Annotated in this window: 22 protein-coding genes and 2 pseudogenes; 15 read left to right on the top strand and 9 right to left on the bottom strand. The window is 67.1% G+C overall.

Annotated features, from left to right (window positions below):
- The gene (locus tag D3H54_RS11050) at positions 1-927 is read right to left on the bottom strand and encodes a phytoene/squalene synthase family protein (protein WP_149379068.1); all 927 of its coding nucleotides are present in this window, start codon (positions 925-927) and stop codon (positions 1-3) included.
- 2 nt (positions 928-929) lie between these two features.
- The gene (crtI, locus tag D3H54_RS11045; RefSeq protein WP_149379067.1) at positions 930-2453 is read right to left on the bottom strand and encodes a phytoene desaturase family protein; all 1524 of its coding nucleotides are present in this window, start codon (positions 2451-2453) and stop codon (positions 930-932) included.
- A gap of 309 nt (positions 2454-2762) precedes the next feature.
- Between crtI and D3H54_RS11040 the strand changes: the two genes are divergently transcribed.
- The 6 genes and pseudogenes from D3H54_RS11040 (at position 2763) to D3H54_RS11015 (ending at position 8889) form a co-directional block, all read left to right on the top strand.
- The gene (locus D3H54_RS11040) at positions 2763-4289 is read left to right on the top strand and encodes an ABC transporter substrate-binding protein (protein ID WP_149379066.1); all 1527 of its coding nucleotides are present in this window, start codon (positions 2763-2765) and stop codon (positions 4287-4289) included.
- Positions 4289-5230 carry an ABC transporter permease gene (locus tag D3H54_RS11035; protein ID WP_432246586.1) on the top strand — a complete coding sequence of 314 codons (942 nt, stop codon included), beginning with the start codon at positions 4289-4291 and terminating at the stop codon, positions 5228-5230. Before D3H54_RS11040 ends, D3H54_RS11035 begins: the two co-directional genes overlap by 1 nt.
- Positions 5227-6084 (top strand): ABC transporter permease, encoded by an 858-nt coding sequence (locus tag D3H54_RS11030; protein ID WP_149379065.1) that lies wholly within the window; start codon positions 5227-5229, stop codon positions 6082-6084. Before D3H54_RS11035 ends, D3H54_RS11030 begins: the two co-directional genes overlap by 4 nt.
- Positions 6081-7673, top strand: coding sequence for a dipeptide ABC transporter ATP-binding protein (locus tag D3H54_RS11025; protein WP_149379064.1), 1593 nt, complete (start codon positions 6081-6083; stop codon positions 7671-7673). The genes D3H54_RS11030 and D3H54_RS11025 overlap by 4 nt, the downstream gene beginning before the upstream one ends.
- 54 nt (positions 7674-7727) lie before the next feature.
- A pseudogene (locus tag D3H54_RS11020) lies at positions 7728-8133 on the top strand (hypothetical protein).
- 15 nt (positions 8134-8148) lie between these two features.
- Positions 8149-8889, top strand: a complete 741-nt coding sequence (locus D3H54_RS11015) for an SDR family NAD(P)-dependent oxidoreductase (RefSeq protein ID WP_149379063.1) — start codon at positions 8149-8151, stop codon at positions 8887-8889.
- Here the strand turns inward: D3H54_RS11015 and D3H54_RS11010 are convergent.
- A complete protein-coding gene (locus tag D3H54_RS11010; RefSeq protein WP_149379062.1) occupies positions 8886-9344 on the bottom strand; it encodes an SRPBCC family protein in 459 nt (152 codons plus the stop codon). The genes D3H54_RS11015 and D3H54_RS11010 overlap by 4 nt on opposite strands.
- Before the next feature lie 13 nt (positions 9345-9357).
- Positions 9358-9696 carry a DUF732 domain-containing protein gene (locus tag D3H54_RS11005; RefSeq protein ID WP_168214834.1) on the bottom strand — a complete coding sequence of 113 codons (339 nt, stop codon included), beginning with the start codon at positions 9694-9696 and terminating at the stop codon, positions 9358-9360.
- 334 nt (positions 9697-10030) lie between these two features.
- Here D3H54_RS11005 and D3H54_RS11000 point away from each other — a divergent pair, with 334 nt between their 5' ends.
- From D3H54_RS11000 to D3H54_RS10990, 3 genes are all read left to right on the top strand, one after another.
- Positions 10031-10462 carry an MmpS family transport accessory protein gene (locus D3H54_RS11000; RefSeq protein WP_083121431.1) on the top strand — a complete coding sequence of 144 codons (432 nt, stop codon included), beginning with the start codon at positions 10031-10033 and terminating at the stop codon, positions 10460-10462.
- Positions 10459-13353, top strand: a complete 2895-nt coding sequence (locus D3H54_RS10995) for an MMPL/RND family transporter (protein ID WP_149379061.1) — start codon at positions 10459-10461, stop codon at positions 13351-13353. Before D3H54_RS11000 ends, D3H54_RS10995 begins: the two co-directional genes overlap by 4 nt.
- A gap of 142 nt (positions 13354-13495) precedes the next feature.
- Positions 13496-13783 (top strand): hypothetical protein, encoded by a 288-nt coding sequence (locus D3H54_RS10990; protein ID WP_149379060.1) that lies wholly within the window; start codon positions 13496-13498, stop codon positions 13781-13783.
- Positions 13784-13785: 2 nt separating this feature from the next.
- Here D3H54_RS10990 and D3H54_RS10985 read toward each other — a convergent pair whose 3' ends face one another.
- Positions 13786-14868 carry a phosphotransferase family protein gene (locus D3H54_RS10985; protein WP_149383467.1) on the bottom strand — a complete coding sequence of 361 codons (1083 nt, stop codon included), beginning with the start codon at positions 14866-14868 and terminating at the stop codon, positions 13786-13788.
- Between the two features lie 133 nt (positions 14869-15001).
- On the opposite strand from D3H54_RS10985, the gene D3H54_RS10980 reads away from it, so the two are divergent.
- Complete coding sequence (locus D3H54_RS10980; RefSeq protein WP_149379059.1) at positions 15002-15475, top strand: SRPBCC family protein; 474 nt, start codon at positions 15002-15004, stop codon at positions 15473-15475.
- On the opposite strand, the gene D3H54_RS10975 is transcribed toward D3H54_RS10980, so the two are convergent.
- On the bottom strand, positions 15459-15743 hold the full coding sequence (locus tag D3H54_RS10975) for a hypothetical protein (RefSeq protein ID WP_149379058.1): 285 nt from the start codon (positions 15741-15743) through the stop codon (positions 15459-15461). The two genes, D3H54_RS10980 and D3H54_RS10975, sit on opposite strands and share 17 nt — an antisense overlap.
- 321 nt (positions 15744-16064) lie before the next feature.
- On the opposite strand from D3H54_RS10975, the gene D3H54_RS10970 reads away from it, so the two are divergent.
- The 4 genes from D3H54_RS10970 (at position 16065) to D3H54_RS10955 (ending at position 19839) form a co-directional block, all read left to right on the top strand.
- Positions 16065-17723: a glycoside hydrolase family 183 protein gene (locus tag D3H54_RS10970; RefSeq protein ID WP_149379057.1), complete on the top strand. Its 1659-nt coding sequence runs from the start codon at positions 16065-16067 to the stop codon at positions 17721-17723.
- Positions 17724-17809: 86 nt separating this feature from the next.
- A complete protein-coding gene (locus D3H54_RS10965; RefSeq protein ID WP_149379056.1) occupies positions 17810-18301 on the top strand; it encodes a winged helix-turn-helix transcriptional regulator in 492 nt (163 codons plus the stop codon).
- Complete coding sequence (locus D3H54_RS10960) at positions 18298-19110, top strand: acyl-CoA thioesterase (protein ID WP_149379055.1); 813 nt, start codon at positions 18298-18300, stop codon at positions 19108-19110. Before D3H54_RS10965 ends, D3H54_RS10960 begins: the two co-directional genes overlap by 4 nt.
- Complete coding sequence (locus tag D3H54_RS10955; protein ID WP_149379054.1) at positions 19111-19839, top strand: TVP38/TMEM64 family protein; 729 nt, start codon at positions 19111-19113, stop codon at positions 19837-19839. It abuts the gene before it with no gap.
- On the opposite strand, the gene D3H54_RS10950 is transcribed toward D3H54_RS10955, so the two are convergent.
- From D3H54_RS10950 to D3H54_RS10940, 3 genes are all read right to left on the bottom strand, one after another.
- Positions 19836-20981, bottom strand: a complete 1146-nt coding sequence (locus D3H54_RS10950) for a hypothetical protein (protein WP_149379053.1) — start codon at positions 20979-20981, stop codon at positions 19836-19838. The genes D3H54_RS10955 and D3H54_RS10950 overlap by 4 nt on opposite strands.
- A 122-nt stretch (positions 20982-21103) precedes the next feature.
- On the bottom strand, positions 21104-22045 hold the full coding sequence (locus D3H54_RS31185; RefSeq protein ID WP_168214833.1) for a helix-turn-helix transcriptional regulator: 942 nt from the start codon (positions 22043-22045) through the stop codon (positions 21104-21106).
- Positions 21979-23805: an AAA family ATPase gene (locus D3H54_RS10940; protein WP_168214832.1), complete on the bottom strand. Its 1827-nt coding sequence runs from the start codon at positions 23803-23805 to the stop codon at positions 21979-21981. Before D3H54_RS10940 ends, D3H54_RS31185 begins: the two co-directional genes overlap by 67 nt.
- An 88-nt stretch (positions 23806-23893) precedes the next feature.
- Between D3H54_RS10940 and D3H54_RS10935 the strand changes: the two are divergent.
- Positions 23894-24279: pseudogene (locus D3H54_RS10935) on the top strand (DUF2237 family protein).
- Position 24280: the final 1 nt, after the last annotated feature.

The following is a 24280-nucleotide window of genomic DNA, read 5'->3' as shown; positions in this document are numbered from 1 at the left end:
TCAGGCGGCGCCACGGGCGTGATAGGCCCGGACCAATCCGGACGAGAAGACCTGCAGCCGTCGTCCCTTGGACACCGAAGCACGTCGGCTGAACACCGCGAAGTCGATGGCTTCGATGCGATCGAGGATTTCCGAGTACAACGTGAACGCGGTCGTCACACACGGCCTCGACTGCGGGGCGAGAAGCGCGATCCCCTTGCGCGCCTGCCGGTAGACACCGCGGGTGATGTCATGCTGGGCGGCCAGCGCGCGGCGCACCTTCGGATCGGTGCGGCGGTTCTGATGGCACCAGGTGAGCACGTCACGGTCCACGCCGAAGGCGGCGAGCTCGTCGGCGGGCAGATAGATGCGGTCGCGCGCGAGGTCCTCGTCGACGTCGCGCAGGAAGTTGGTCAGCTGGAAGGCATGCCCCAGCGCCTCGGCGTACGGCGCAGCCTCCTCGGCGGGCCCGACGGTGCCCAGGATCGGCAGCATCTGCAAGCCGATCACCGCGGCCGAACCACGCATGTAGTGGTTCAGCGCCGGACGATCCGGATAGTCGGTGACGGTGAGATCCATCCGCATCGAGGCCAGGAAGTCGTCGAACAGATCCAGGGGAATCTGGTAGGTGCGGGCGGTGTGCAGCACGGCGGGCAGCACCGGCTCGGTGTCATCCTCGTCGCCGTTGAAGAACTTGTTCGACAGCTCGTCGAGGCGGCGTTCACGATCGGCGGTGCCGGCGTCGATCTCCATGTCGTCGAGGATGTCGTCGGCGTAGCGCGCGAACCCGTACAGCGCGTGCACCGGCGGGCGCTGCGACGGGGCGAGCAGCCGGGTGGCCAGGAAGTAGGTCCGGCCGTGCTGGGCGTTGAGGCGCCGGCAGTAGCGGTAGGACTCGACCAGTCGCGAATCGTCGATGCCCGCGGCATGCAACTCGGTGTGGATCATCGCTACCTGCTTCCCGACCCGACGATAGTGCGTTTGGCGGAAGGGTCGTCCACGGCCCCGGTGACACGGTCGGCGGCCAGCCGCCCTGAGATCATCGCTGTGGGGATGCCGACACCGGGCACGGTCGAACCGCCGGCCAGCACCGCGTTGTCGATACCGCGGACCATGTTGGCCGGCCGGAACGGCCCGGTCTGGGCGAAGGTGTGCGCCAGCGCGAACGGCGAGCCGGCGGCCATGCCCTGTGCGGCCCAGTCGGCGGGGGTGACGACGTCCAGGATCTCGGCGTCGTCGGCGAGTCCGGGCATCAGGCGTTCGGCCGCGGTGGCCACCACCTGGCGCGCGTAGCCGTCGCCGATCGAACCCCAATCAACCTTGCCCACTTCGAGATTCGGCGCGGGCGCGAGCACGTAGAGCAGGTCGCGCCCGGGCGGCGCGAGGCTCGGATCACCCGCGGTGGGCCTGGTCACCAGCAGCGACGGGTCGCTCATCAGAGCACCGTCGCGGATGATCTCGTCGAACGTGCGAGCCCATTGGTGCCCGAAGCTGATGTTGTGGTGGAGCAGCCGCTCGCCGACCGCGGGCACCCCGACGTGCACGACGACCGCGGACGGCGCGGGCCGCACCTTGATCGGACGCCGCGGTGTGCGGCCGAGCAGCTGATAGGTCAGCGGCAGCTCGGTGGTGAGTACCACAGCGTCACAAGCGATCCGCTCACCGTCGCCGGTCCGCACCGCAGTCACTCGTGACCCGCTGCGTTCCAGCGCATCCACAGTCGACCCGTAGCGGAACTGCACACCGGCCGCCTCGGCCGCGGCTGCCATCGCCTCGGGGACCGCTCGCATGCCTCCGCGCGGGAAGTACACGCCCGCAACGGTATCCATGTATGCGATGACGGCATAGGCGGCCAGCGCCTGCTGGGGCGGGACACCGGCGTAGAGCGCTTGGAAGGTGAAGAGTCGCTGGACGCGTTCGTCGGTGATGAACCGGCCGACCATCCGTTCCCAGCCGCGGAACCCACCGATCGCGGCGAGCCGGGCCAGTTGCGGAGTCAGCAGCGACAGCGGGGAGGAGAAGTTGGACGCGATGAAGCCGTTGAACTCCAACTCGTAGAGCTCGGTGAGCCAGGCCCGAAGGCGTTGGTAGCCGGCGGCCTGATCCGGGCCGGCGAACTCCTCGATGGCCGCCGTCATCGCGGCGGCGTCGGGGTGCACGTCCAGCGAGCGACCGTCGGCGAATGTCGCCCGGTAGGCGGGGGCGACCTGCACCAGATCCAGATGGTCGGTCATCGATGCGCCGACGGCGGCGAAAGCGTCCTCGATGATGTCCGGCATCGTCAGCACGGTCGGCCCGGTGTCGATGCGGTAGCCGGCGATGTCGGCCTGCCCCATCCGCCCACCGGGGAACGGGTAGCGCTCGACGACGGTGACCGATCGCCCGCGACCGGCCAATTGCAGCGCAGCCGACAGCCCCGACAGGCCCGCGCCCACCACCACGACATGATCAGTGGCGCCCGGGACGGTACGCATCAATCGCTCCTTTCCACGCCGAAGGCTTGGTTCGCCCCGGCCGAGCTTCTTGGCGATACCCCGCCGGATGCACGTGCAATCAACTGGCTGTGGTCTGGCCTCCATTCAATGCGAGTAACGGCCGCGATGCTGCGGTCGCGGGCGTTTGTCACGCACGCGTAATTTTCCTGCCGGGCCTGATTGCACTGGCTGGTCAGCCGCGGCGAGCACGCGCATCACGGTAACCATGTCCCCTCCGGTCCCTACCCCGGCCGATTATCGCAGCGACGGCGTTTACCCATCAGCGGTTCGGGAAACTCGCATCCCATCATGAGACGACCAGCGGTGCTGACCGCTGCCCTCGTAATGATCGGGCTGGTGGCGGCGTGTTCGACGGGCTCGCGGGTTGATCTGGGCGGACCTTCGGCGGGCAACATCACGGCTGCGATCGCCGGCGAGCCAGACCAGCTCGACCCGCAGCGCAGCACCTCCTACTTCTCCTTCGAGGTGCTGGAGAACGTCTACGACACCCTGGTCGAGCCCGACGAGAACCTCGAGATGCGGCCGGCGCTGGCCGAATCCTGGCAGGTCTCCCCCGACCAACGCACCTGGACCTTTCACCTGCGCCCTGGGGTCAGCTGGCACGACGGCTCGCCGCTGCGCGCCTCCGATGTCGTCTACTCCTACCGGCGGATCATCGACGAGAAGCTCGCCAACGCCGACAAGCTCAGCGCGGTCCGGGACGTGCGCGCACCCGACCCGCAGACGGTCGTCATCGACGTGCAGCACCCGACCCCCAACCTGCTGACCAACCTCGGCGGTTTCAAGGGAATGGCGATCGTGCAGCGCCGCAACGTCGAAAGCGGCCAGATTGCAACACATCCGGTGGGCACCGGACCGTTCGCCTTCACTGGACGCACGAGCGGTGACTCGATCACCTTGACCGCGAACAAGGGCTACTGGGCCGGCGCCCCGAAAGTCCCGGGCGTGACGTTCCGGTTCATCTCCGAACCGTCGACGGCGTTGTCGGCCCTGCAGGCCGGTGAGATCGACTGGACCGACGCCATTCCGCCGCAGCGTGTCGAGCAGTTGAAGGGCGACGACTCGATACACCTGGCCGTCACGCCCTCCAACGACTACTGGTATCTGGCGCTCAACGAGGCACGCGCGCCGTGGAATGACGAGCGGGTACGGCAGGCCATCGCCTACGGCATCGACCGGGCGTCGATCGTGCAAGCCACCAGCTACGGGACCGCGACCGCGAATCAGCTTGCGATTCCCCAGGGTAACCCGTGGTACACGCCGTACGACCGCTACCGTCACGACGAGGGTCGGGCCCGAGATCTTCTGCGACAGGCCGGAATCGGCAAGCAGAAGCTGGGCATGCTGGTCACCAGCGAGTACCCGGAGACGGTCACCGCGGCGCAGATCATCGCCGACAATCTTGCGGCGGTCGGCATCGACGTCAGCATCCGCACAGTCGACTTCGCGACCTGGCTCGACGAACAGAACAGCGGCCACTTCGACATGCTGATGATGGGGTGGCTCGGCAACATCGATCCCGACGACTTCTACTACGCCCAGCACCACACCGGTGGCTCGAGCAACGCGCAGAAATTCTCCGACCCGGACGTCGACCGGCTTCTGGACGCGGCGCGCGAGGAGACCGACCGTGCCCGCCGCCAGGACGAGTACGCCCGCGCCGCGACGATCATCGCCGACAAGGCCAGCTACATCTACCTCTACAACCCGTCGGTCATTCAGGCGTGGTCGACGAATCTGACCGGATACGAGGCCCGCCGGGACGGTGCCGTGCGGTTCCGCTCAGCCCACCTGACGAGAGGTGGTACGGCGTGATCGCGTTCCTGCTGCGGCGGCTGCTGTATTCGGCGGTGGTGATGTTCGGTGTGCTGATCGTGGTGTTCGCGCTGGTTCATCTGGTCCCCGGCGACCCGGTGCGCATCGCGTTGGGCACCCGGTACACACCGGAGGCCTACCAGGCTTTGCGGTCGGCCAGCGGTCTCGACCGCCCGCTGATCGCACAGTTCTTCTCCTATGCCGGTTCGGCGCTGACAGGTGACCTCGGGGTCAGCTTCCGCAACGGCGAACCGGTGACCGCGACGCTGCTCGAGCGGCTGCCCGCCACGGTGTCACTGGCGCTGGTCGGCATCGTGATCGCGTTGGTCATCGCGCTGCCTGCCGGTATCTATTCCGCATTGCACCGCGGCCGGGCAGGCGACGGAATCGTCCGGGTGGCAAGCCAATTCGGGGTCTCGATCCCGGACTTCTGGATGGCGATCCTACTGATCGGCCTGTTCGCCTCGACTCTGGGCTGGTTGCCCACCTCCGGATACCGGCCCCTGCTGCAGGATCCGGGCGGTTGGCTGCGCCACATCATCTTGCCCGGCCTGACGGTCGGATTGGTGGCCGGAGCGATCATGACCCGGTATGTCCGGTCCGCGGTCCTGGAAGTCGCCGAGGCCGGCTACGTGCGAACCGCCCGGTCCAAAGGACTTCCGCCCCTGGTGGTCACGTCGCGGCACATCGTGCGCAACGCGCTGGTTCCGGTGCTGACCATCACCGGCATTCAGCTGGCGACGATCCTCGGCGGGGTGATCGTCGTCGAGGTGGTCTTCGCGTGGCCGGGGTTGGGGCGGCTGACCTTCAACGCCGTTGCGGCCCGCGACTACCCGGTGATCCAGGGTGCGGTGCTGCTGATCGCCGCGCTCTTCCTGCTGATCAACCTGATCGTCGATGTGCTGTACGCGGTGGTCGATCCACGGATCCGGCTGTCATGAGAGAGTCGAATTGGCGTTTGCTGCTTGGCAATCCGGTCGCCTTGATCAGCGCCGTACTGCTACTGGCCATCGTCTTGGCGGCACTCGGCGCACCCTGGCTGGCCCCATCAGGTGCCAACGACGTCGACGTGCCAAGTGCCCTGCAGGCTCCCAGCGGCGCACACTGGTTCGGCACGGACGAGCTCGGCCGCGACATCGCCTCGCGGGTGCTGATCGCGACCCGCGTGTCACTGGAGGTCGCCGTGGTCAGTGTCGCGTTCGCTCTGGTCGTCGGGGTGAGCGTCGGCGTGCTCGCCGGGTACCGGGGCGGCTGGGCGGACACGGTGCTGATGAGATGCGTCGACGTCATGTTCGCGTTCCCGGTTCTGTTGCTGGCGTTGGCGATCGTCGCGGTCCTCGGCCCGGGGCTGGGCACCACCATGCTGGCCATCGGCGTGGTCTACACACCGATCTTCGCCCGGATTGCCCGGGCCAGCACACTGGGCGTCCGGATCGAACCGTATGTGGCGGTGTCACGTTCGATGGGCAGCCCGCACCGCTACATCCTGGCTCGCCACGTGCTGCCCAATATCGCCGGGCCACTGATCGTGCAGACGTCGCTGTCGCTGGCGTTCGCGATCCTCTCCGAGGCGGCATTGTCGTTCCTGGGGCTGGGACTGCAACCGCCGCAGCCGTCCCTGGGCCGAATGATCTTCGACTCGCAGGGGTTCGTCACGCTGGCATGGTGGGTGGCGGTGTTCCCCGGCGCGGCGATCTTCGTGATCGTGCTCGCGTTCAACCTGTTGGGCGACGGGCTCCGCGACGTGCTGGATCCCAAGCAGCGCACCTCCACCGAGGCTGGGCGACGCTCATGACGCCCGTACTCAGTGTCCGCGACCTGCGGGTGCGGCTCGGCCGCCGGGAGATCGTGCGGGGCATCTCATTCGACGTCGAGCCCGAGCAGACGTTGGGGATCGTCGGCGAATCCGGGTCGGGCAAGACGATGACCGCACTGGCGGCCACCGGTCTGCTCGACACCCCGGGCGCGATGACGACCGGATCGAGTCAGCTTGCGGCCAAGGGTGATTCGTCTACAACTCAGCTGGTGGATGCGAAACCCCGGGTGCTGCGCAGCGTGCACGGCGGCCGTATCGGCTTCGTGTTCCAGGACCCCGGAACGTCGCTCAATCCGCTGCTGACGCTGGAGCGGCAGATCACCGAATCCCTTCAGACACACAAGAACCTGACCCGACGCAGGGCCCGGCAGCGCGCACTCGACCTGTTGGAAGCCGTCGGGCTGCCCGAGGCGCACCGTCGCCTGGACAGTTACCCGCACCAGCTCTCGGGCGGTCAACGGCAACGGGTGATGGTGGCGATCGCGCTGGCCTGCGACCCGGAACTTCTGGTCGCCGACGAACCGACCACTGCCCTGGACGTGACAACGCAGGCGCAGATCGTCGCGCTGATCAAGGACCTGCAACGCGACTTCGGCGCCGCGGTGGTGTGGATCAGTCACGATCTGGGCCTCGTCGGGCAGGTGGCCGACACCGTCACTGTGCTGCAGGACGGGCTGTCGGTGGAGCAGGCGCCGATCCTCGACATCTTCGACCGGCCCAACCACCCCTACACCCGCGAACTGCTCGACGCACGGCCGCTGATCGGCTCCGGCGGACCGCCGCCCGCACCGGCTGATGCCGCCGTTCTGCTGGACGTCGACGAACTCCACGTGGACTTCGGCGGGCAGACCGCCGTCACCGACGTCTCGTTCCAGATCCGCCGCGGCACCACCCTGGGCCTGGTCGGCGAATCCGGGTCCGGCAAGTCGACGGTGGCCGGGGCGCTGACCGGACTGGTCAACCCCACCTCGGGCACGGCGACGCTGGACGGGGTGGACATCCTCGGCGTGCGCGGCTCGGACGAGAAAGCGCTGCGCCGCCGGATCAGCCTGGTGCTGCAGGACCCGTTCGCGGCACTCGACCCACGCGCCCGCATCGGCTCGGCGATCGCCGAACCCCTTGCGGTACACAAGATTCGGCGTGACAGGCAGGCGCGCACCGAACGGGTGGCCGAACTGCTGGAGCTGGTCGGCCTACCGGGCGAGTTCGCGTCGCGTTATCCGCATGAGCTGTCCGGAGGCCAGCAGCAGCGGGTCAGCATCGCCCGGGCGCTGGCGGTCGAACCGGAACTGGTCATCCTCGACGAGGCAACGGCATCCCTCGACGTCTCGGTCCAGTCCCGGATCCTGGATCTACTCGCCGATCTGCAACGCGACCTCGGGCTGACCTACCTGTTCATCTCGCATGACCTCGCGGTCGTGGAACGGATGAGCCACGACGTGCTGGTGCTCCGCGACGGCGCCACGGTCGAATACCGGCCCGCCGCCGAACTTCTCAGCGCACCCGAGCAGGAGTACACCCGCGAACTCCTGGCGGCCATACCACCTGCGCGACCGCGCGCAGGCTGAGATGCTCGTGGCGTGAAAACACTTGCCGTCATCGAACCCTCCGAGCCGGCCACCGTGGCCGGCTCGGTCGCCACCACCGACAGCGCGGTCGTGGCCGGATCAGTCAGCACCATCAGCAGCGCGGTCGTCGCCGGGTCGATCGCCACCGTCGGCAGCGCGGTGGTCAATGCCTCGATCGCGACCGCGGGCAGCGCCGCCGTCGTCGGATCCATCGCCACCTCGGGCAGCGCCCTCGTGGTCGGCTCGGTGGCCACCTCGGGGAGCGCTCATCGCGGGCAGCGTGCTCTCCGTCTTCTCGGTGCGGCTACGTAAATGCGTAGCGTGCCTGGCCTGCGTCGCGTGCCGTGGCTGCACCGCCTGCGTCGGCTGTGTGAGATGCACCGACTGTGTTGGCTGCGTCGGGTGCTACAACTGCTCGGGACTGCGCAACGCGAAGGGACTTCGCGACGTACACGCTTGAGCGAAGGGTCGGGTTATGACACAGCTGGATGGGAAGGTCGCCCTGGTGACCGGCGCGTCGTCGGGCCTCGGCGCCGCGACGGCGCAGGTGTTCGCCGAGCGGGGAGCGTCGGTCTTCGGCATCGCCCGCGACGCCGAGCGAATGGCGACGGTGTTCGAATCCGTTCCGGGCGGGACGTATTCGTCGGTCGACATCACCAGCGCGCAGGCCTGTCGGGACGCCGTGGCGCAGTGCGTGGAACACTTCGGCCGGCTCGACGTGCTGGTCAACGCGGCGGGCTTCCACCAGATGCGGCGCACCACGTCGGTCACCGACGAGGACTGGGATTACGACCTCGCCGTCAACCTCAACGGCCCGTTCTATCTGACCCGCGCGGCGCTGCCGAAGCTGCTGGAGGTCGGCGGCAACATCGTCAACGTCGCCTCGATCGCCGGTATCGAGGGCGAGGTCTATTCGGCGGCGTACTGCGCGGCCAAGCACGGGCTGGTCGGAATGACGAAGGCCTTGGCGATCGAATACACCAAGGAACAGCTGCGGGTGAACGTCATCTGCCCCGGCGGCATGCTCACCCCGCAGGTGACCGAGTTCAAGACCCCCGAGGACGCCGACTGGGATCTGATCATGCGTATCGCCGCGCCCCGCGGGATGATGGCGCCCGCCGATGTGGCGAAGGTGATCGCATTCCTGGCGAGCGACGATGCGACGACGATCCACGGCGCGGTCTACAACGTCGACAACGGCAAGACGGCGGGCTAGACCCTCTGCTCGAAGTGCCGGCGAATACCGGCCAGCATCTCCTCGTGGGCGTCGACCGCCTGCCGCACGGTGACACCGAGCAGCGGCCAGGGCGCGGTGAACCGGATCCGTTCGGTCAGCCGGGTTCCGGTGGGGATCGGGTCGAAGGACACCACCGAGTCCAGCCGAACGGCCGGGAACTGACGGGCCTCGGTGCGGACCGGACCGGACGTCGGCACCTCGAGTCGCGCCGTATAGGTGATGGGAAGGGTCACAATGCCCAGCGGGATGCGGTCACGGACCCGATAGACCTGGACGTAGCCGCCGTCGTCGGTGGCGGTGTGCGACAGCGTCTCGACCGACACCACCAGCGGGTGCACGTCCTTGATGTTGTTCAGATCGACATAGTGGGCGCGCACCGCGTCGGGTGCGCCGGGCACGTCCTGTGCGACTACCCGGTCGACGGGGCCTGCCATCGGGCTGGCTGGTCTAGCCTGCGGAAGCCCTCTGCAGGACGCCGACCTGGTCCGGGCAGTAGGTGCCGATCGCAGCGCCGAGGAACTGCAGAGCCTGGCCCTGGTTGGTGCCCAGCGGCAGGTTGGTCACCAGGAACTTCGCCGAGGCGTAGGCATCCTTGTCCAGGCCGGTGGCCAGACGCTTGCAGGTGATCTTGCCGATCCACGCGTTGTAGTCACGAGGCCCGTAGATCCCGAAGGTGTGCAACTGATTGGCGAAATCGGTGTCGGGGTCGGCGTGCGACGGCGCGGCCAGCACGATCGGCGCCGCGACGGCCGCAACAGCGGCCATGGCAAGCCTCGTAACGTTCATGGCCAAGATTGTAGGACAGCTAACCACTGTCGCAAGAGCCATCCCGCACAATTGACCGCGTGACGCTGAAATCGGCTCGCGTCGAGTGTGACCACAGCCGACTTCGGCCGGCGATGTGACCTCGGGCACGAACGCCCAGGGAGAATCCATCGGAGCCGTTACCGGGGGTATCGTCCGATCAATTAAGTGAGCTAATCTCTTACGTTAAGTCAGCTAAGCTGTCGCGACATACAGGAAAACGGGGTTGAGATGGGACGGACGGCCGCGCTCACGAACGGCGCCGAAGGAGTCACCGCGCTGTCCGTGCCGGCGTCGTAGTTCGTCGGGGAATCCTATGGTCAAGGCACTGAGGCGGGCGTGGATTCCGCTGCTCATCGTGGTTGTGGTGGCCATCGCCGCATTCGGCGTTTTCCGTCTGCACGGCGTCTTCGGAAAGACCGAGCTCACCCGTCCCGGCAGCGGCCTGGCCAACGACACCAAGCCGTTCAACCCCAAGCAAGTGACCTATCAGATCTTTGGCCCCGAAGGCGCTGTGGCAACCATCAACTATCTGGACCTGGACGCACAACCACAGATCGCCCGTGACATCACGCTGCCCTGGTCGCTGACGCTCACCACGACCGCCCCGGCCGCCAGCGCCAACATCGTCGCCCAGGGCGACACCGACACCATCGGGTGCCGCATCCTCGTCGACGGCGTGCTCAAGGACGAGAAGACCTCGACCGGCGTCAACGCCCAGACGTTCTGCCTGGTGAAGTCCGCATGATCGACCTGCAGACCCCGCCCAAGAAGAATCCGTTGATCCCCCGGTTCGTCCGGGCGTTCTCGGTGCCGATCGTCCTGCTCTGGCTGGGTCTGGTCGTCGTGCTCAGTGTCGCGGTTCCGTCGCTGGAACAGGTGAGCCAGGAGCACACGGTCTCGTTGGCACCCGAGGACGCGCCGTCGATGAAGGCGATGAAGAAGGTCGGCAAGGACTTTCAGGAGTTCGACTCCAACAGCAGCGCGATGGTGCTGCTGGAAAGCGATCAGCAGCTGGGCCCCGAGGCGCACCACTACTACGACGGCTTGATGCAGAAGCTGCGCGCCGATACCAAGCACGTCGAGCACATCCAGGACTTCTGGGGCGACCCGCTGACCGCCGCCGGCTCCCAGAGCGCGGACGGCAAGGCCGCCTACGTCCAGCTGTACCTTGCCGGCAACCAGGGCGAGGCCCTGGCCAACGAATCGATCGACGCGGTCACCAAGATCGTCAACGACAATCCCCCGCCGGCCGGAATGAAGGTCTACGTCACCGGCCCGACCGCGCTGAGCCACGACCAGCACAACGCGGGCGACTCCGCGGTCAAGCTGATCGAAGCCATCACCATCGGCGTGATCTTCGTGATGTTGCTCCTGGTCTACCGGTCCATCACGACGGTGATCCTCGTGCTCGTCATGGTGTTCACCGAGCTCACCGCGGCACGAGGGGTCATCGCCTTCCTCGGCCACTACGAACTCATCGGCCTGTCGACGTTCGCGGTGAACCTGCTCGCCACCTTGGCCATCGCCGCCGCGACCGACTACGCGATATTCCTGATCGGCCGCTATCACGAGGCGAGGCTGGCCGGTGACGACCGCGAGACGGCCTTCTACTCGATGTATCACGGCACGTCCCACGTGATCCTGGGCTCGGGCCTGACCATCGCCGGCGCGACGTTCTGTCTGCACTTCACCCGGCTGCCGTACTTCCAATCGCTGGGCTTCCCGCTGGCCATCGGCATGCTCGTCGTGGTCATCGCGGCACTGACCCTCGGCGCGGCCGTCATCTCGATCGGCGGCCGGTTCGGCCTGTTCGAACCCAAGCGGAAGATGAACACCCGCACCTGGCGACGAGTCGGCGCCGCGGTGGTCCGCTGGCCCGGACCGATCCTGGTCGCCTCGATCGCGCTGTCCTTGATCGGCCTGCTCGCGCTCCCGTCGTACAAGACCAACTACAACGACCGCTATTACCTGCCCGGCAGCATCCCGGCCAACCAGGGTTACGCGGCCGCCGACCGGCACTTCCCGCAAGCCCGGATGAATCCCGAACTCCTGCTGCTCGAAACCGACCACGACGTGCGCAACCCGGCCGACATGCTCGTCGTCGACCGAATCGCCAAGACGGTCTTCCACATTCCGGGCATCGGTCGGGTGCAAACGATCACGCGCCCGCTCGGCACCCCGATCGAGCACACCTCGATCCCCTTCATCATCAGCATGCAGGGCACCAACCAGACGATGAACATGTCCTATCTGCAGGACCGCATGAAGGACATGCTGAAGATGGGTGACGAGCTGCAGGTCACCATCGACACCATGGAGCGCATGCTGGCGCTGACCAAAGAGATGGTCGGAATCACCCACAGCATGGTGGGCAAGACCAAGCAGATGGTGGCCGACACCAACGAGATCCGGGACAACATCTCAGATTTCGACGACTTCTTCCGGCCGATCCGCAGCTACCTCTATTGGGAACCACATTGCTTCGACATCCCGATCTGCTGGTCGATGCGGTCGATCTTCGACTCGCTCGACGGAATCGACACGCTCAGTGACGATCTCGGGGCACTGGTGGTCGACATGGACAGACTCGACGTCCTGATGCCCAAGATGCTCGAGGTCATGCCGCCGATGATCGCGACCATGAAGACCATGAAGACCACCATGCTGACGATGCAGTCCACGATGGGTGGTCTGCAGGATCAGATGGACGCCATGCAGCAGAACGCCACGGCACTGGGGCAGGCCTACGACGCGTCGAAGAACGACGACTCGTTCTATCTGCCGCCCGAGGTGTTCGACAACCCGGAATTCAAGCGCGGCCTGAAGATGTTCGTCTCGCCGGACGGAAAAGCGGTGCGGTTCATCATCTCCCACGAAGGAGATCCCGCAACGCCGGAAGGCATCTCGCACATCGACAAGATCAAGAACGCCGCGTTCGAGGCGATCAAGGGCACCCCGCTGGAGGGCTCGAGGGTCTATCTCGGCGGTACGGCCTCGGTCTACAAGGACATGCAGCACGGCGCCAACTACGACCTGATGATCGCCGGTATCGCGGCGCTGTGTCTGATCTTCATCATCATGCTGGTGATCACCCGAAGCGTCGTGGCGGCGGCGGTGATCGTCGGCACGGTGGTGCTGTCGCTCGGAGCGTCGTTCGGGCTGTCAGTCCTACTGTGGCAACACATTCTGGGTCAACCGTTGCACTGGCTCGTCATCGCGATGGCGGTGATCATCCTGTTGGCGGTGGGATCGGACTACAACCTGCTACTGGTCGCCCGGTTCAAGGAGGAGATCCACGCCGGGCTCAACACCGGCATCATCCGGGCCATGGGCGGCAGCGGATCGGTGGTGACGTCGGCCGGTCTGGTCTTCGCCTTCACCATGGCCTCGATGGCGGTCAGTCCGCTTCGGGTCGGCGGCCAGGTGGGAACGACGATCGCCCTGGGCCTATTGTTCGACACCCTGGTGATTCGCTCGTTCATGACGCCGTCGATCGCGGCCCTGCTGGGCCGGTGGTTCTGGTGGCCGCAGCGGGTGCGTCAGCGCCCGCTTCCGGAAGCGTGGCCGACGCCTCAGGAGGCGGCGGACCGGCGGCCGGCGGACGCGAGCGCGAACGCGCCCGGCGGCCCGACATGATCACCGCAGCGCTGTGACCTGGTCAGTCGTCGGCTGTTCGGCACCTGTTCAGCCGCTGTTCGCACAGTGGCAAGTCGGGCCATGACTTTGCTGTCATCCTTGACTGCAGCCCTGTAGGCCGGCCATCGATGGAAGGACTTTGATGTCGTTCGAACTGCGCTGCGTCGCGACACTGCTGATTGGTGTCGGTACGTCGATTGTGCTGGCCCCGTTGGCCGTTGCCGATCCTCCGAGCATCCCGGAACCTGGATCGGAGTCGGCCGCCGCCACCATCCGTGACCTCGACGCCGCGGGCTATGACGTCTCCCTGCAGTACGAGAACGGCGTCCCCAACGGGGGGTTGTCGCAGTGCACGGTGACTGATATCAACACGCAGGGCTCGGCGGGCGCCCAGGGCATCGCCTACGTCACGATCAACTGCGCCAAGTAACCTCAGCGCCCGTGCTTCAGCGCGGTGACGGTCTCGAGTTCCTCGAGTGCCGTCACCGCACGCTGCAGACCCTCCAGGGCAATGCCTTCGGACTGCATGCCACCGAGGCCCGCCGTACCCAGCGCTGAAAAATACGGGTGCGCAACGGCTTGCCGGTAACGCGTCCACAGTTCGTCACGGTCGAACTGTGGGCCGCCGCGACCGGCCAGTGCGCTCCGATACGTATCGAGCAGGTCGCGCTCCACAGTTCCGCGGTCGATGGCGGGGGTGCCGAGCACGATCGCGTAGGCGAGGTCACGCGACGGATGACCGCGGCGGACCACCTGCCAGTCCAGCAATCCGGCACGACCGTTGCGGAAGAACGTGTTTCCGGGATGGGAGTCACCGTGCAAGACGGTGTGCGGGCCGCTGTCGATCAGCTCGGCGACGGCGGGATAGTTTTCCCAGATGTAGCGGCCGGCGTGCACGGGTATCGTCGTCGAGCCGGCCAGCCGGCGCGCGGAGGTGCGCATCACCGTGGGCGTTATGAGATTGGCCGGGTCATCTGACGGCGCTACCAGCCAGCCGAATTTTCCACTGCCACCGGACTTTTGCGGTAACCGCCCCCAGAACGTGGCGTGCAGTCCGGCCAGCGTTTCGACGACTTGGGCCATCTGGTCGGTGGACAGCGGGTGCAGGGTGTCGGGGAACTCGCACGGCGTGCGGGACATGTCCTCCAACACGATCACGTACCGGCCCGTCAGTGGGTCGAACGCCGAGCCGTATGACCGCGGAATCCCCGGCCCCAGTTCGGGTGCCAGATCACGGTAGAACCGAGCCTCGGTCTCCCCGAGTCCGGCCAGCTCCCCCAGCATTCTGATTGCGGCGGTGGCGGCGGGCATCTTCACGAACACCGACGGCGGCACGTCGACACCGGTGAGTCCGAGCCGGGCACGGCTCGACGTGCCTGTCGCGCCGTCCAGGACGGCCACCGAGTCGACAGGGCGGCCGATGATCGCGGACAACGCCGTTGGCGTCAGGTCGGCGATCCGGCGCGGAAACGACCGCCTGGCACCGAGGACACCGTCGAGGGCAAGACGCCGCATACCGCGGCCGAGATGGACGCCGAATCGCGCAGCTGAACGCACCGGTGGACCATACCGCCGCCGCGGCGCGCGTAGTTACAAATTCAAGAGAAAGTGTAAACTGCGCGAACAGCCGACAAGAAAGGCAACGCAATTGGGCATCGTGACCACCAGCTCGGAGACGGCCTTCAGCCAATCACCGGAGACGATCTACGACTTCGTCACCAATCCGGCCAACTGGACCAAGACCTACCCCGGCAGCAACTACGTGGGAAAGCTCGACACGCTGCCGCTGGCCGTGGGCGACACCTGGGAGGAGGGCGGCCCCGACGGGGACCGGATCTTCACCTGGCACTTGGCGATCGCCGTGCGACCGAAACTGTGGGTGTTCACCTCGGTGGGCCGGCTGGGCCACGACCGCGACGGCAACGGCGGAATGGACGGGCGGATCACCGTCCAGTACCACTTCACCACGCCCGGAGCGGACATCACGTTGTTCACGCGCACGATGACGATCGAGGCGCCCAAGGACGCGCCGATGCCCGACGGCTTCTTCCGGATCGTCAACCCGGCCAATATCGACCGGTATCACGCCGCTATCGCGCGGGAGCTCAGCCAATCCCGTTGAGGCCGTGGTGGTGATTGCCGCCCGATTCGGTGGGGGCCGGCGGAGCGATCACCGTCGGGCTGAACTTGTTGGGGTTCGAGGGGTTGAGACCCTTCTCGGTGGGTGTCGCCGATGGGCTCGGTGACGTGGAGGACGTCGTGGTCGACACCGAAGGCGACGGGGCCGGGTTCTCGTTCTTGCTGCAGGACGAGACAAACGACGCCATGGCGACGAGTGCGGCACCACCGATGACCGCAGCGATACGGGCAGAAACTGAGGGCGAATTCATGGGAATCCTTTACCGAAAGCGGCGAACTCGCCCTCGCCGGGGGCCTTAGATAGGCCTGAATGCCTGTTCAGGCGGAGATCTTGCCACGGAGCGCGGGAATTGGCAAACATTCATGCCGAGGTGATGTTTCCCTCGTGGCCCCGCGATGCCGGCCGGCGGGTTCGCCGGGGTGCCGACCCGCAGGCCGTGATCACCAACGCCGACCGGCTTCTCGTCATTGCATGGCCCGCGAATTTGTTTGCAGACTTGTGACTCCGAGTCGGCCACGGGGTTTGCCAGGTGCGGTACCGTCTTCTCAGCGTTTTCTAAGGGGAAGCAGTAATGGGTTCGACGAATAATGCCTCGGCGTATGTGGGCCGCATCGGCGGCCTGGCAGTGGGATTGGGTGTCGGGGTGGCGATCCTCGCCGGCGCCGGCGCGGCGTGGGCGGAGGGGTCCGGCTCGGGCGACTCGGGCTCGTCGTCACACAGCTCGTCCAGCACCGGGTCGTCCAGCACCGGCTCGTCCGGGCCCTCGAAGCCGAAGGCGACCGCATCGTCGGCCCGCACCTCGAACAAGCTGACCGCACGCAGTGCCAACAAGGCGCCCGAGGCTGCCGCCACCCCCAAGGCCGGCGCGGTCAGCGCCGCGGCGAAACCCACCGCACCGAAGGTCGTGACCGCGCTGGTGTCCGCCGTCGGCGTGACGACCGATACCGCCGGCGTGGCAACCTCCAAACGCGAGGCAGCTGCCAGCGCCGCGGCGTCAGCCGCAGCAGCGGCAACAGCACCCACCGTCATCCCGTCGTATCCGGTCGGCTGGGTGACCGGGCAGGCGAACAACGCCTACCCCGGCATCGGATGGCCGCAGACGAACAACACCAAGGGCTTCGGGATCTACGGCACCGACCTCGGCATCATGTGGGAGAACGGGCTGACCGGCAATATCCAGCTGGCGTTCGGGGACACCTTCAGCGCGCCGGGCATGACCGGCGACTGGCGGTCCAATGTCCTGCTGCTCAGCCAGGACAAGAACCTGACCAACGGACTGACGCTGCTGCAGACCGGCTACGCCTACCAGTTCATCCCGCGCAATTCCGGCGTGCTGTTCCCGTTCCTGGGTTCCGAGGTGACGGTCATCCCGACATCGGCCATCTCGGTGAACAACGAGCAGTACGTCAACTACATGTCGGTCAAGTCGTGGGACACCCCGGGGCGCTGGACCACCAATTACTCGGCGATCTCGATGTACGACCCAGCCACCGACAAGTGGGTGCTGCAGCGGTCGACCATCCGCTCGGCGAGCTGGTTCGGCTCGACGAAGCCCTACGTCCCCGGCAACCAGAATTTCCAGCAGGCGGCCTACGTCCTGCAACCGGCCGATCAGGTCGCCGAGGGCGACACCCAGTACCTCTACGCGTTCGGCACCCCGTCGGGTCGCGCCGGCTCGGCCTATCTGTCACGGGTCGCCGTCGACGACGTGAACAACCTGGCCAAGTACCAGTACTGGAACGCGACCACGAGCACCTGGGTCACCGGCAAGCCCGTCGCGGCCACGCCGATCGTCGGCGATTCCACCCGTTCCGCGGGGCTTTTCGGGCCCGTCATCGACTGGGCGAACAACCCGAAGGTTTTGGGCGGAATGCTCGGCGGCCTGTTCGGCGCCAAGACGGGCGGCAACGTCAGCGAGATGTCGGTCCAGTACAACGAGTATCTGGGCAAGTACGTGATGATGTACGGCGACGGCAACAACAACATCAAGATGCGCTACGCCGACTCCCCCGAGGATGCCTGGTCGGCACCGATCACGGTGGCGACGTCCGCAACGTATCCCGGGCTGTACGCGCCGATGATCCATCCGTGGTCGGGCACCGGAAAGCTGGTCGACAGCAACGGAAATCCGGACGAGAGCACGCTGTACTGGAACATGTCGCTGTGGGGCAACTACAACGTCGTCCTGATGAAGACCGACCTGTCCTCGCTGAAGGCCACGCTGGTCTGAGGCCACTCGCCTACCCACGTCACGCTGGGGTGGCGTTCGGTGTCCCCCGCTGAGTCCATAATTCAGACTCTGCTAGTCTGGCAGCTGTGCCCGTCGACCGCGACCAGATCAGTGCCGAAAACTGTTCGGTCAAGCGAGCACTGGACATCGTCGGCGAGAAGTGGACGCTGTTGGTACTGCGTGAGGCGCTGTACGGCGCCCGGCGCTTCGAGCGGTTCCAGAGCCGCGTCGGCTGCCCCCGCCAGGTTCTCACCGACCGCCTGAACACCCTCGTCTCGGCGGGCGTATTGCGGAAGGTGCCCTATCAGGAGCCCGGCCAGCGGGAGCGTCACGAGTACCGGCTGACCGAGAAGGGCCGGGACCTGCTGCCGGCCGTGATCGCGCTGATGCAGTGGGGCGACAAGTGGGAGGCCGACGCGGCCGGCCCCCCGGTCGAGGTCATACACCGGGAGTGCGGCCATCCCGTCGAATTGGTTCTGCGATGCCGCGACGACCACACCTCGCTGACCGCCCATGACACCGAGCCACGACCAGGGCCCGGCGCCCGCCCAGCCACGACCGGAAAGCCAACTCGATGACCACGACCACCACCCATGCTTTCGACACCGCAATCGAGTTGTCGGACAACGGCATCGGAAACTACACAGGTCGCACCACGCCGGAGTACGCGAACATGGTGGGCCCGTTCGGCGGGGTGACCGCGGCCGCGATTGTCCGTGCCATCTCCCAGCACCCGGACCGGATCGGTGAGCCCGTCGCACTGACGGTCAACTATCTCGCGCCGGTGAACGACGGCACCTTCGACATCGCCGTGCGCGCCGCGCGCACCAACCGGACCAATCAGCACTGGATCGCCGAGGTTTCCCAGCAACACGGCCCGACCACCACCGCTACCGCAGTCTTCGGCATCCGTCGTGACGCCTGGTCGGACACCGAACTCACCATGCCCGATGCGCCGGATCCCGAAAACATCTCGCAGACAACCGTTCCCGAGATGGTGCCGTGGATGCGCAACTACGACATGCACTACGTGCACGGTGGACTACCTGCCGAGTCCGAGGAGAGTGCGTCGTCGACGACGACGCTGTGGGTCCGGCAACGACCGGCACGCCCACTCGACTTCGCCGCGCTCAGCGCCATCACCGATGTGTTCTACCCGCGCGTGTTCCTGCGCCGTGGCCGGATGCTGCCGGCCGGCACCATCTCGCTGACCACCTACTTCCACGTCGACGGCGCCGAACTCGCCGAACAGGGCACCGACTACGTCCTGGCCAGCGCGCACGCCCAGCGTTTCGCCCGCGGATACTTCGATCAGACTGCGCAGGTCTGGGGCCGGGATGGGACCCTGCTGGCCACCAGTCACCAGATCGTCTACTACAAAGACTGAATGGCCGACGACTCCGAACCGCCCGCACCCCGGCGGTGGCCGCACGTGCTGCGGCTCGTGCTGTTCGTCGCGGCCCTGCTGACGCTGTTCTACCTCGTCGCGGTGTCCAAGGTCATCGACCCGGCCGGCGTGCGCGCCACGGTGTCGGCGACCGGCCCCGCCGCTCCCCTGGTCTACGTCGTGGTGTCGGCCGGATTGGCCGCCGTGTTCGTTCCGGGCCCGCTGCTGGCCGCCGGCAGCGGTGTGTTGTTCGGGCCGCTGCTGGGCACGTTCGTCACTCTCGGTTCGACGGTCCTGACAGCGGTCATCGCCGCCCTGCTGGGCAGGCGCGCCGGCCGCGACAGCGCCCGGACCCTGCTCGGCCCCGACTGGTCGGCCCGCATCGACTCGCAGATCCAGCGCCGCGGCCTGTGGGCAGTGGTCGGCCAGCGGTTTGTCCCGGGCATCTCCGATGCGCTGGCGTCCTACGCGTTCGGCGCATTCGGAATGCCGTTGTGGCAGATGGCAGTTGGCGCATTTGTCGGATCTGCGCCGCGCGCGTTCGTGTATACCGCTCTGGGCGCGTCGATTTCGGATCTGTCCTCGCCGCTCGGCTACGCCGCGATCGCGGTGTGGTGCATCACCGCGATCATCGGGGCGTTCGCCGCACACCGCGGGTACCGCGGCTGGCGTGGGCGCCGCGAGGGTGGGCCCCTCCCCGGGGGTGGCGAGGGACCCACTCCCGGTTAGCGGCCGCTGTGTCCGCGGCCGCCCGCCTTGTGCGGGCCCTTGGTCCCACCCGCCGAGCCGGACTTGCCGTCGCCGCTCTTACCCGCCGGAGTCGACGCCCCGCTGTGCCGCACCGGCTTTGCCGCCGCGTGAGGACCGCTGGGTGTGGTCGTCGTCGTCTCGTCGGCCTTGGCCGGCGTCTCGGTGGCCGGTGTGTTGGCCGAGGCGGGCGATGCCGCGGGCAGTGCCTTCACATGCAGGGCCGTGGTGATGGCGGCCGTCGTGGCCGGCGGCTTGAGCGCGGTGGAGATCTGGTGCGCCAGCGTCTGCAGAGTGTTGATCGGACCGCCGAGCTTGATGAAGAAGTTGCCGCTCGGGTCGAACACCACACCCGCCTGGCTCAGCAACCCGCCGGCCAACACGGTGATACCGCCACCGACCAGCGGGCCGAGATCCGGACCGTACCCACCGTTGAGCACGCCGTCGATGATGGTCGCGGGACCGGTGAGGACAGCGTTGGCGATCTGTTGCGCGTCACCGGTGCGGGCCGCATCGATCACGTTCTGGACCGCTGTGCCGGTTGCGGCGAGGCCCTCGATGACCGGGCTGAGCAGGCCGACGGCGATCATCGCGTCGCCGACAGGGTCATTGAAGATCTTGGCGACGTTGAGGAGATTCTGAATGGGCTGGGTGACGAACTGCTGGATCGCGGGCAGCAGGTTGATGATCGGCTGCGCCACCGCCAGCGGCAGGAACAGCAGGGCGTTGGTGGCGGTTTCGACGTCGCCGGCCGCGAGCGCGGTCAACGCGGTCCGCAGCGAATCCGGGGCCGTCTTGGTCAGAGCCGTGAAGGTGTCCGTGCCCGCCGTGCCCAACGCCGTGCCCAGCGCGGTGAAGCTCGCCACCTGATTGGCGACGATCTGCTTCAGCACCTCACCGGGGTCGGCGGCGTCGACGAGGGCTTGCAGGTTGGCCGTCGCGGTTTCGAATACCTGCTTGTAGGTCTCGATGGGGCTGACCGCAGCCGTGAGCGTCGTTGCGTCCATATGGATCGCGGGCAGATGGAGGTCTGGCACCGGTGGCGCGATCGGCGAGGTGGCGATGACGCCGGCGCCGAGCAGCGCCACACCCGCCGTGACGGAGGAACGAACAGCACGTTGCATGAGGGATCCCGAGATGTTGAGGTTGTACTGACATTCGGAACCTACTGCCGGGTAAGTTTGGCTGGCCATCGCACGAATTGATGAGATCGTCAGCGGGATCGCGCCGGACGGTGTCTACGGAATCAGTTGCGGCCGATCGCCTTGGCGTTCATGACGTTGGCGAGCTGGACCCGCGACCGAACCCCCATCTTCCGGAACACCGCACGTAGATGGGTGTTCACGGTATGGATCGACACTCCGAGAGCGGACGCTACGGATTGGTTGGTGTGGCCCTCACTCACCAGCTGGGCGACCCGCTCCTCGGCCTTGGTCAGGCTCTCGCCACTGGCGGTTGGCGCACCGGCCCTGCCCAAGTTGCGTTCCACACCGGGCAGATAGAAGTTCGCGCCGAGCTCGGCATAGAGATCCCACGCTTCGGTCAACGCCGCCACCGCGGTGTGCCGGTCGCCCTGGTCGACCAGCACGGCACCGTAATCGGCCAGCGCGCCGGCCAGTAAGAACGAGCGCGGTGACTCACGAAGGATCTTGACCGCGCTGCGCAGCGTCCCCGCATCGCCGGTGACGAATCCCTCGACCTGCAGCGCGACTCCCTCGAAACTGGCGACGCCGGGGTTGCGTTCGGCCGCGGTTCTCGCACGTTCGACTGTCTGCCAAGCGAATTCGTCGTCCGCAGCAGCGACGGCGATGCCCGCTTGCACACGCAGCAGCTCGGGGCTCCTCGGCCACCACGACCTCGACTGCGCCAGTGAGTCCATCAGCGGCTTGAGGATTCGCACACTGTCCTCGAATCGGCCTTCGGCTCCGGCGATTCGCCCCTTGATCAACAGCGTCGGAGCCTTGCGGAAGGCGTCGTCGGCCTGCCTGGTTTCCTCGGCCGGGCGAAGCCGTTCCCGGGCCAACGCGAGATCACCGCGGATCACTGCGACGACACTGCCGATCAGCCACGACTCGAATTTGTGGACATAGGTGCCCATGTCGTCGCAGAGGCGGATCATCGTCATCGCGCCGGCGTCGGCTTCGGCGAAGCGTCCGAGTTTGAAGTCCTGCAGGAGTTGGGCGAACACCAGCGACGGCAGGCTGTGGTCGTGGCGCTGATGGACGCGAGCGAGAAGTTCCTCGGCCTCCTCGAAGCGGTCGAGCTGCTGTAGCGCCAGTACCTCACCGGCCAGGTACGTCGTCCCGCCCAGCGCTCGCAGAGCGCGGTAGTGCCTGCGGGCCGATCCGTGCCGTCCCTCGGCGGTGTCGGCTTCGGCGAGGGCCTCGAGGGCCAGAAGTTGAGTTCGCTCATCGCCCAGCGCCCGCCGCGGGCCAGGGCGGCCTCGGCTGCGTCGGCGGCCGCCATGGCCGTGCCGGCACGGGTGAGCATCAGAGCTTCCACCGCGGCGATGCGGGCCTGCAGCCGTTGCGACAGTGCGGGACGGCCCTGCACCTCGACGATCCGGCGGTCTATCTCGCCGAGCTGGCCCATCAGCCACAGCGCCTGAGCAGCAAGCGATTGCAGGCGAGCCCGGGCTTCGGCGTCGGATGTCTCCAGCAGCAGCGCATCGATGACCGTGACGGCGTCGTTGCCCCGTTGCGCGCGGATCAGAACTTCGGCGCACTGTTCGCCGATCTCCAGACGCCGCGGATCGTCGGCATCGAGCAATCCGAATGCCTCGACGATCAACGGCGCGGCAACCGCGGGCATGGTCAGCGACGTCTGCGCGGCGGCACCGCGAAGGATCTCCACCACCTCGTAGTCGCCGAATCGGGCGCCGGCGCGGGCGTGCGGCGCTGCCGCGACAACACCCTTGCCCGATGCCACCAGATATCTGGCACATCGCAGGTGCAGAGCGCGGCGAACCGCTGCGGGAATGGTCTCGTAGACCGCTTCGCGGATCAGGTCGTGAGCGAAGGCGATGTGGTCGCGGTCGGGGGCCAACAGGCCGCGCGCGTGAGCTTCGCGCCGCTGCGCGGTGATCGCCGCAACAGAGCGCCCGCCGAGCAATTCGGCCGCATCGGACAGGTCGAGCGGCCGGCCCCAGACGCCGGCGAGTTCGACCAGTTCGGCGGTGCCCGTGGTCAGCGACCGCAGGCGGGTGTCGATCGCATCGGCGAACGCCGGCGGGATGTCGTCGGTCTCTACCCCGGCAACGCGCGCCGCGGCCACCCCCGACAGCAGCTGCACCGCAAGAAAAGGATTGCCGCCCAACGCATGCAGGCGTCGATGTGTCAGACCGTCGGCGGGGCCACCCAGGTAGTCGCGCGCCAGTGCGTCCAACTCGGCGTCGGTCAGCGGCCCCAGCACCACGTCGTGCCGGTCCACGTCGTCCAGGACACCGACGGGCTGGGGACCCACCTCACGGCTGGCGGTCAGCCAGACCACCGGGGCCTCGGCGAGACGGGCGGGAAGCGTGTCGAGGGCGAATCGGGTTACCGGGTCGGCCCACTGCGCGTCGTCGATGACGATCAGGACGGGACCGCGCGCCGAGATGTCGGCGAGCAGCGACGCGATGCGGTCGACGAGCCACACCGGCTGGTGATGCAGGGGCGCGAGGTCGGCGAAGGTCTCGGCTCCCACCAACGGCTGCGACCCGGATCGCAACGCAACCAGCAGCGGGGCGCCCGCCGAGATCTGATCCAGTTCCTCGGCCTTGCCGAAACCGACCGCGAACCCGGCCGCGGCCGCCTGCCGGGCGACGGCCTGCAGCATCGTGCTCTTGCCGATGCCGGGTTCGCCTCGCAGACAGATCACAGCGCCTTGTCGCACGTCGCCGGCCCGCCGCAGCAATGTCGCCACGGCGGCGAGTTCGGCGTCCCGGCCTCTCAGGACGGGTCGCGCCATCGATGGCCCGACCCGGTGCAACGTGTCATTTCTTTTAAGAACTCCCGATGGGCCGCATCGCTTCCCGCACCACGGAATACTGGCCCGCATGGCTGATCGCAACGTGCTGGGCGGCCCCTCGAACCGTGTGGAACCGATCCGATGACGGGTTTCTACCGCGACGGCTGTTGTTCGACCGGCCCGGAGGACGCCGGCCGACACACCATCTGCGCGGTGGTGACCGCTGAATTCCTCGCCCATCAGCGCTCGATAGGCAACGACCTGTCCACCCCGATGCCGCAGTATCGGTTTCCCGGGCTGACGCCCGGCGACCGGTGGTGTGTCACAGCGCTGAACTGGCTGCGCGCCCACACCGACGGTCACGCCGCGCCGGTCGTGCTGGCCTGCACCCACGAACGCACCCTGGACGTGGTGCCGTTGGAGACTCTGCGGGAGTACGCCGTCGACGTGCCCGACGATCTGGGCGCGCTGTAGC

Source organism: Mycobacterium sp. ELW1 (assembly GCF_008329905.1).
Taxonomy (GTDB): domain Bacteria; phylum Actinomycetota; class Actinomycetes; order Mycobacteriales; family Mycobacteriaceae; genus Mycobacterium.
The sequence above is the reverse complement of the archived record's forward strand: the minus strand, read 5'-3'. Positions and strand labels throughout refer to the sequence as shown.

Coding starts and splice junctions, on each gene's coding strand:
- D3H54_RS11050 (WP_149379068.1), bottom strand. CDS start 927: ATGATCCACACCGAGTTGCATGCCGCGGGCATCGACGATTCGCGACTG.
- crtI (WP_149379067.1), bottom strand. CDS start 2,453: ATGCGTACCGTCCCGGGCGCCACTGATCATGTCGTGGTGGTGGGCGCG.
- D3H54_RS11040 (WP_149379066.1), top strand. CDS start 2,763: ATGAGACGACCAGCGGTGCTGACCGCTGCCCTCGTAATGATCGGGCTG.
- D3H54_RS11030 (WP_149379065.1), top strand. CDS start 5,227: ATGAGAGAGTCGAATTGGCGTTTGCTGCTTGGCAATCCGGTCGCCTTG.
- D3H54_RS11025 (WP_149379064.1), top strand. CDS start 6,081: ATGACGCCCGTACTCAGTGTCCGCGACCTGCGGGTGCGGCTCGGCCGC.
- D3H54_RS11015 (WP_149379063.1), top strand. CDS start 8,149: ATGACACAGCTGGATGGGAAGGTCGCCCTGGTGACCGGCGCGTCGTCG.
- D3H54_RS11010 (WP_149379062.1), bottom strand. CDS start 9,344: ATGGCAGGCCCCGTCGACCGGGTAGTCGCACAGGACGTGCCCGGCGCA.
- D3H54_RS11005 (WP_168214834.1), bottom strand. CDS start 9,696: ATGAACGTTACGAGGCTTGCCATGGCCGCTGTTGCGGCCGTCGCGGCG.
- D3H54_RS11000 (WP_083121431.1), top strand. CDS start 10,031: ATGGTCAAGGCACTGAGGCGGGCGTGGATTCCGCTGCTCATCGTGGTT.
- D3H54_RS10995 (WP_149379061.1), top strand. CDS start 10,459: ATGATCGACCTGCAGACCCCGCCCAAGAAGAATCCGTTGATCCCCCGG.
- D3H54_RS10990 (WP_149379060.1), top strand. CDS start 13,496: ATGTCGTTCGAACTGCGCTGCGTCGCGACACTGCTGATTGGTGTCGGT.
- D3H54_RS10985 (WP_149383467.1), bottom strand. CDS start 14,868: ATGCGGCGTCTTGCCCTCGACGGTGTCCTCGGTGCCAGGCGGTCGTTT.
- D3H54_RS10975 (WP_149379058.1), bottom strand. CDS start 15,743: ATGAATTCGCCCTCAGTTTCTGCCCGTATCGCTGCGGTCATCGGTGGT.
- D3H54_RS10970 (WP_149379057.1), top strand. CDS start 16,065: ATGGGTTCGACGAATAATGCCTCGGCGTATGTGGGCCGCATCGGCGGC.
- D3H54_RS10960 (WP_149379055.1), top strand. CDS start 18,298: ATGACCACGACCACCACCCATGCTTTCGACACCGCAATCGAGTTGTCG.
- D3H54_RS10955 (WP_149379054.1), top strand. CDS start 19,111: ATGGCCGACGACTCCGAACCGCCCGCACCCCGGCGGTGGCCGCACGTG.
- D3H54_RS10950 (WP_149379053.1), bottom strand. CDS start 20,981: ATGCAACGTGCTGTTCGTTCCTCCGTCACGGCGGGTGTGGCGCTGCTC.
- D3H54_RS10940 (WP_168214832.1), bottom strand. CDS start 23,805: ATGGCGCGACCCGTCCTGAGAGGCCGGGACGCCGAACTCGCCGCCGTG.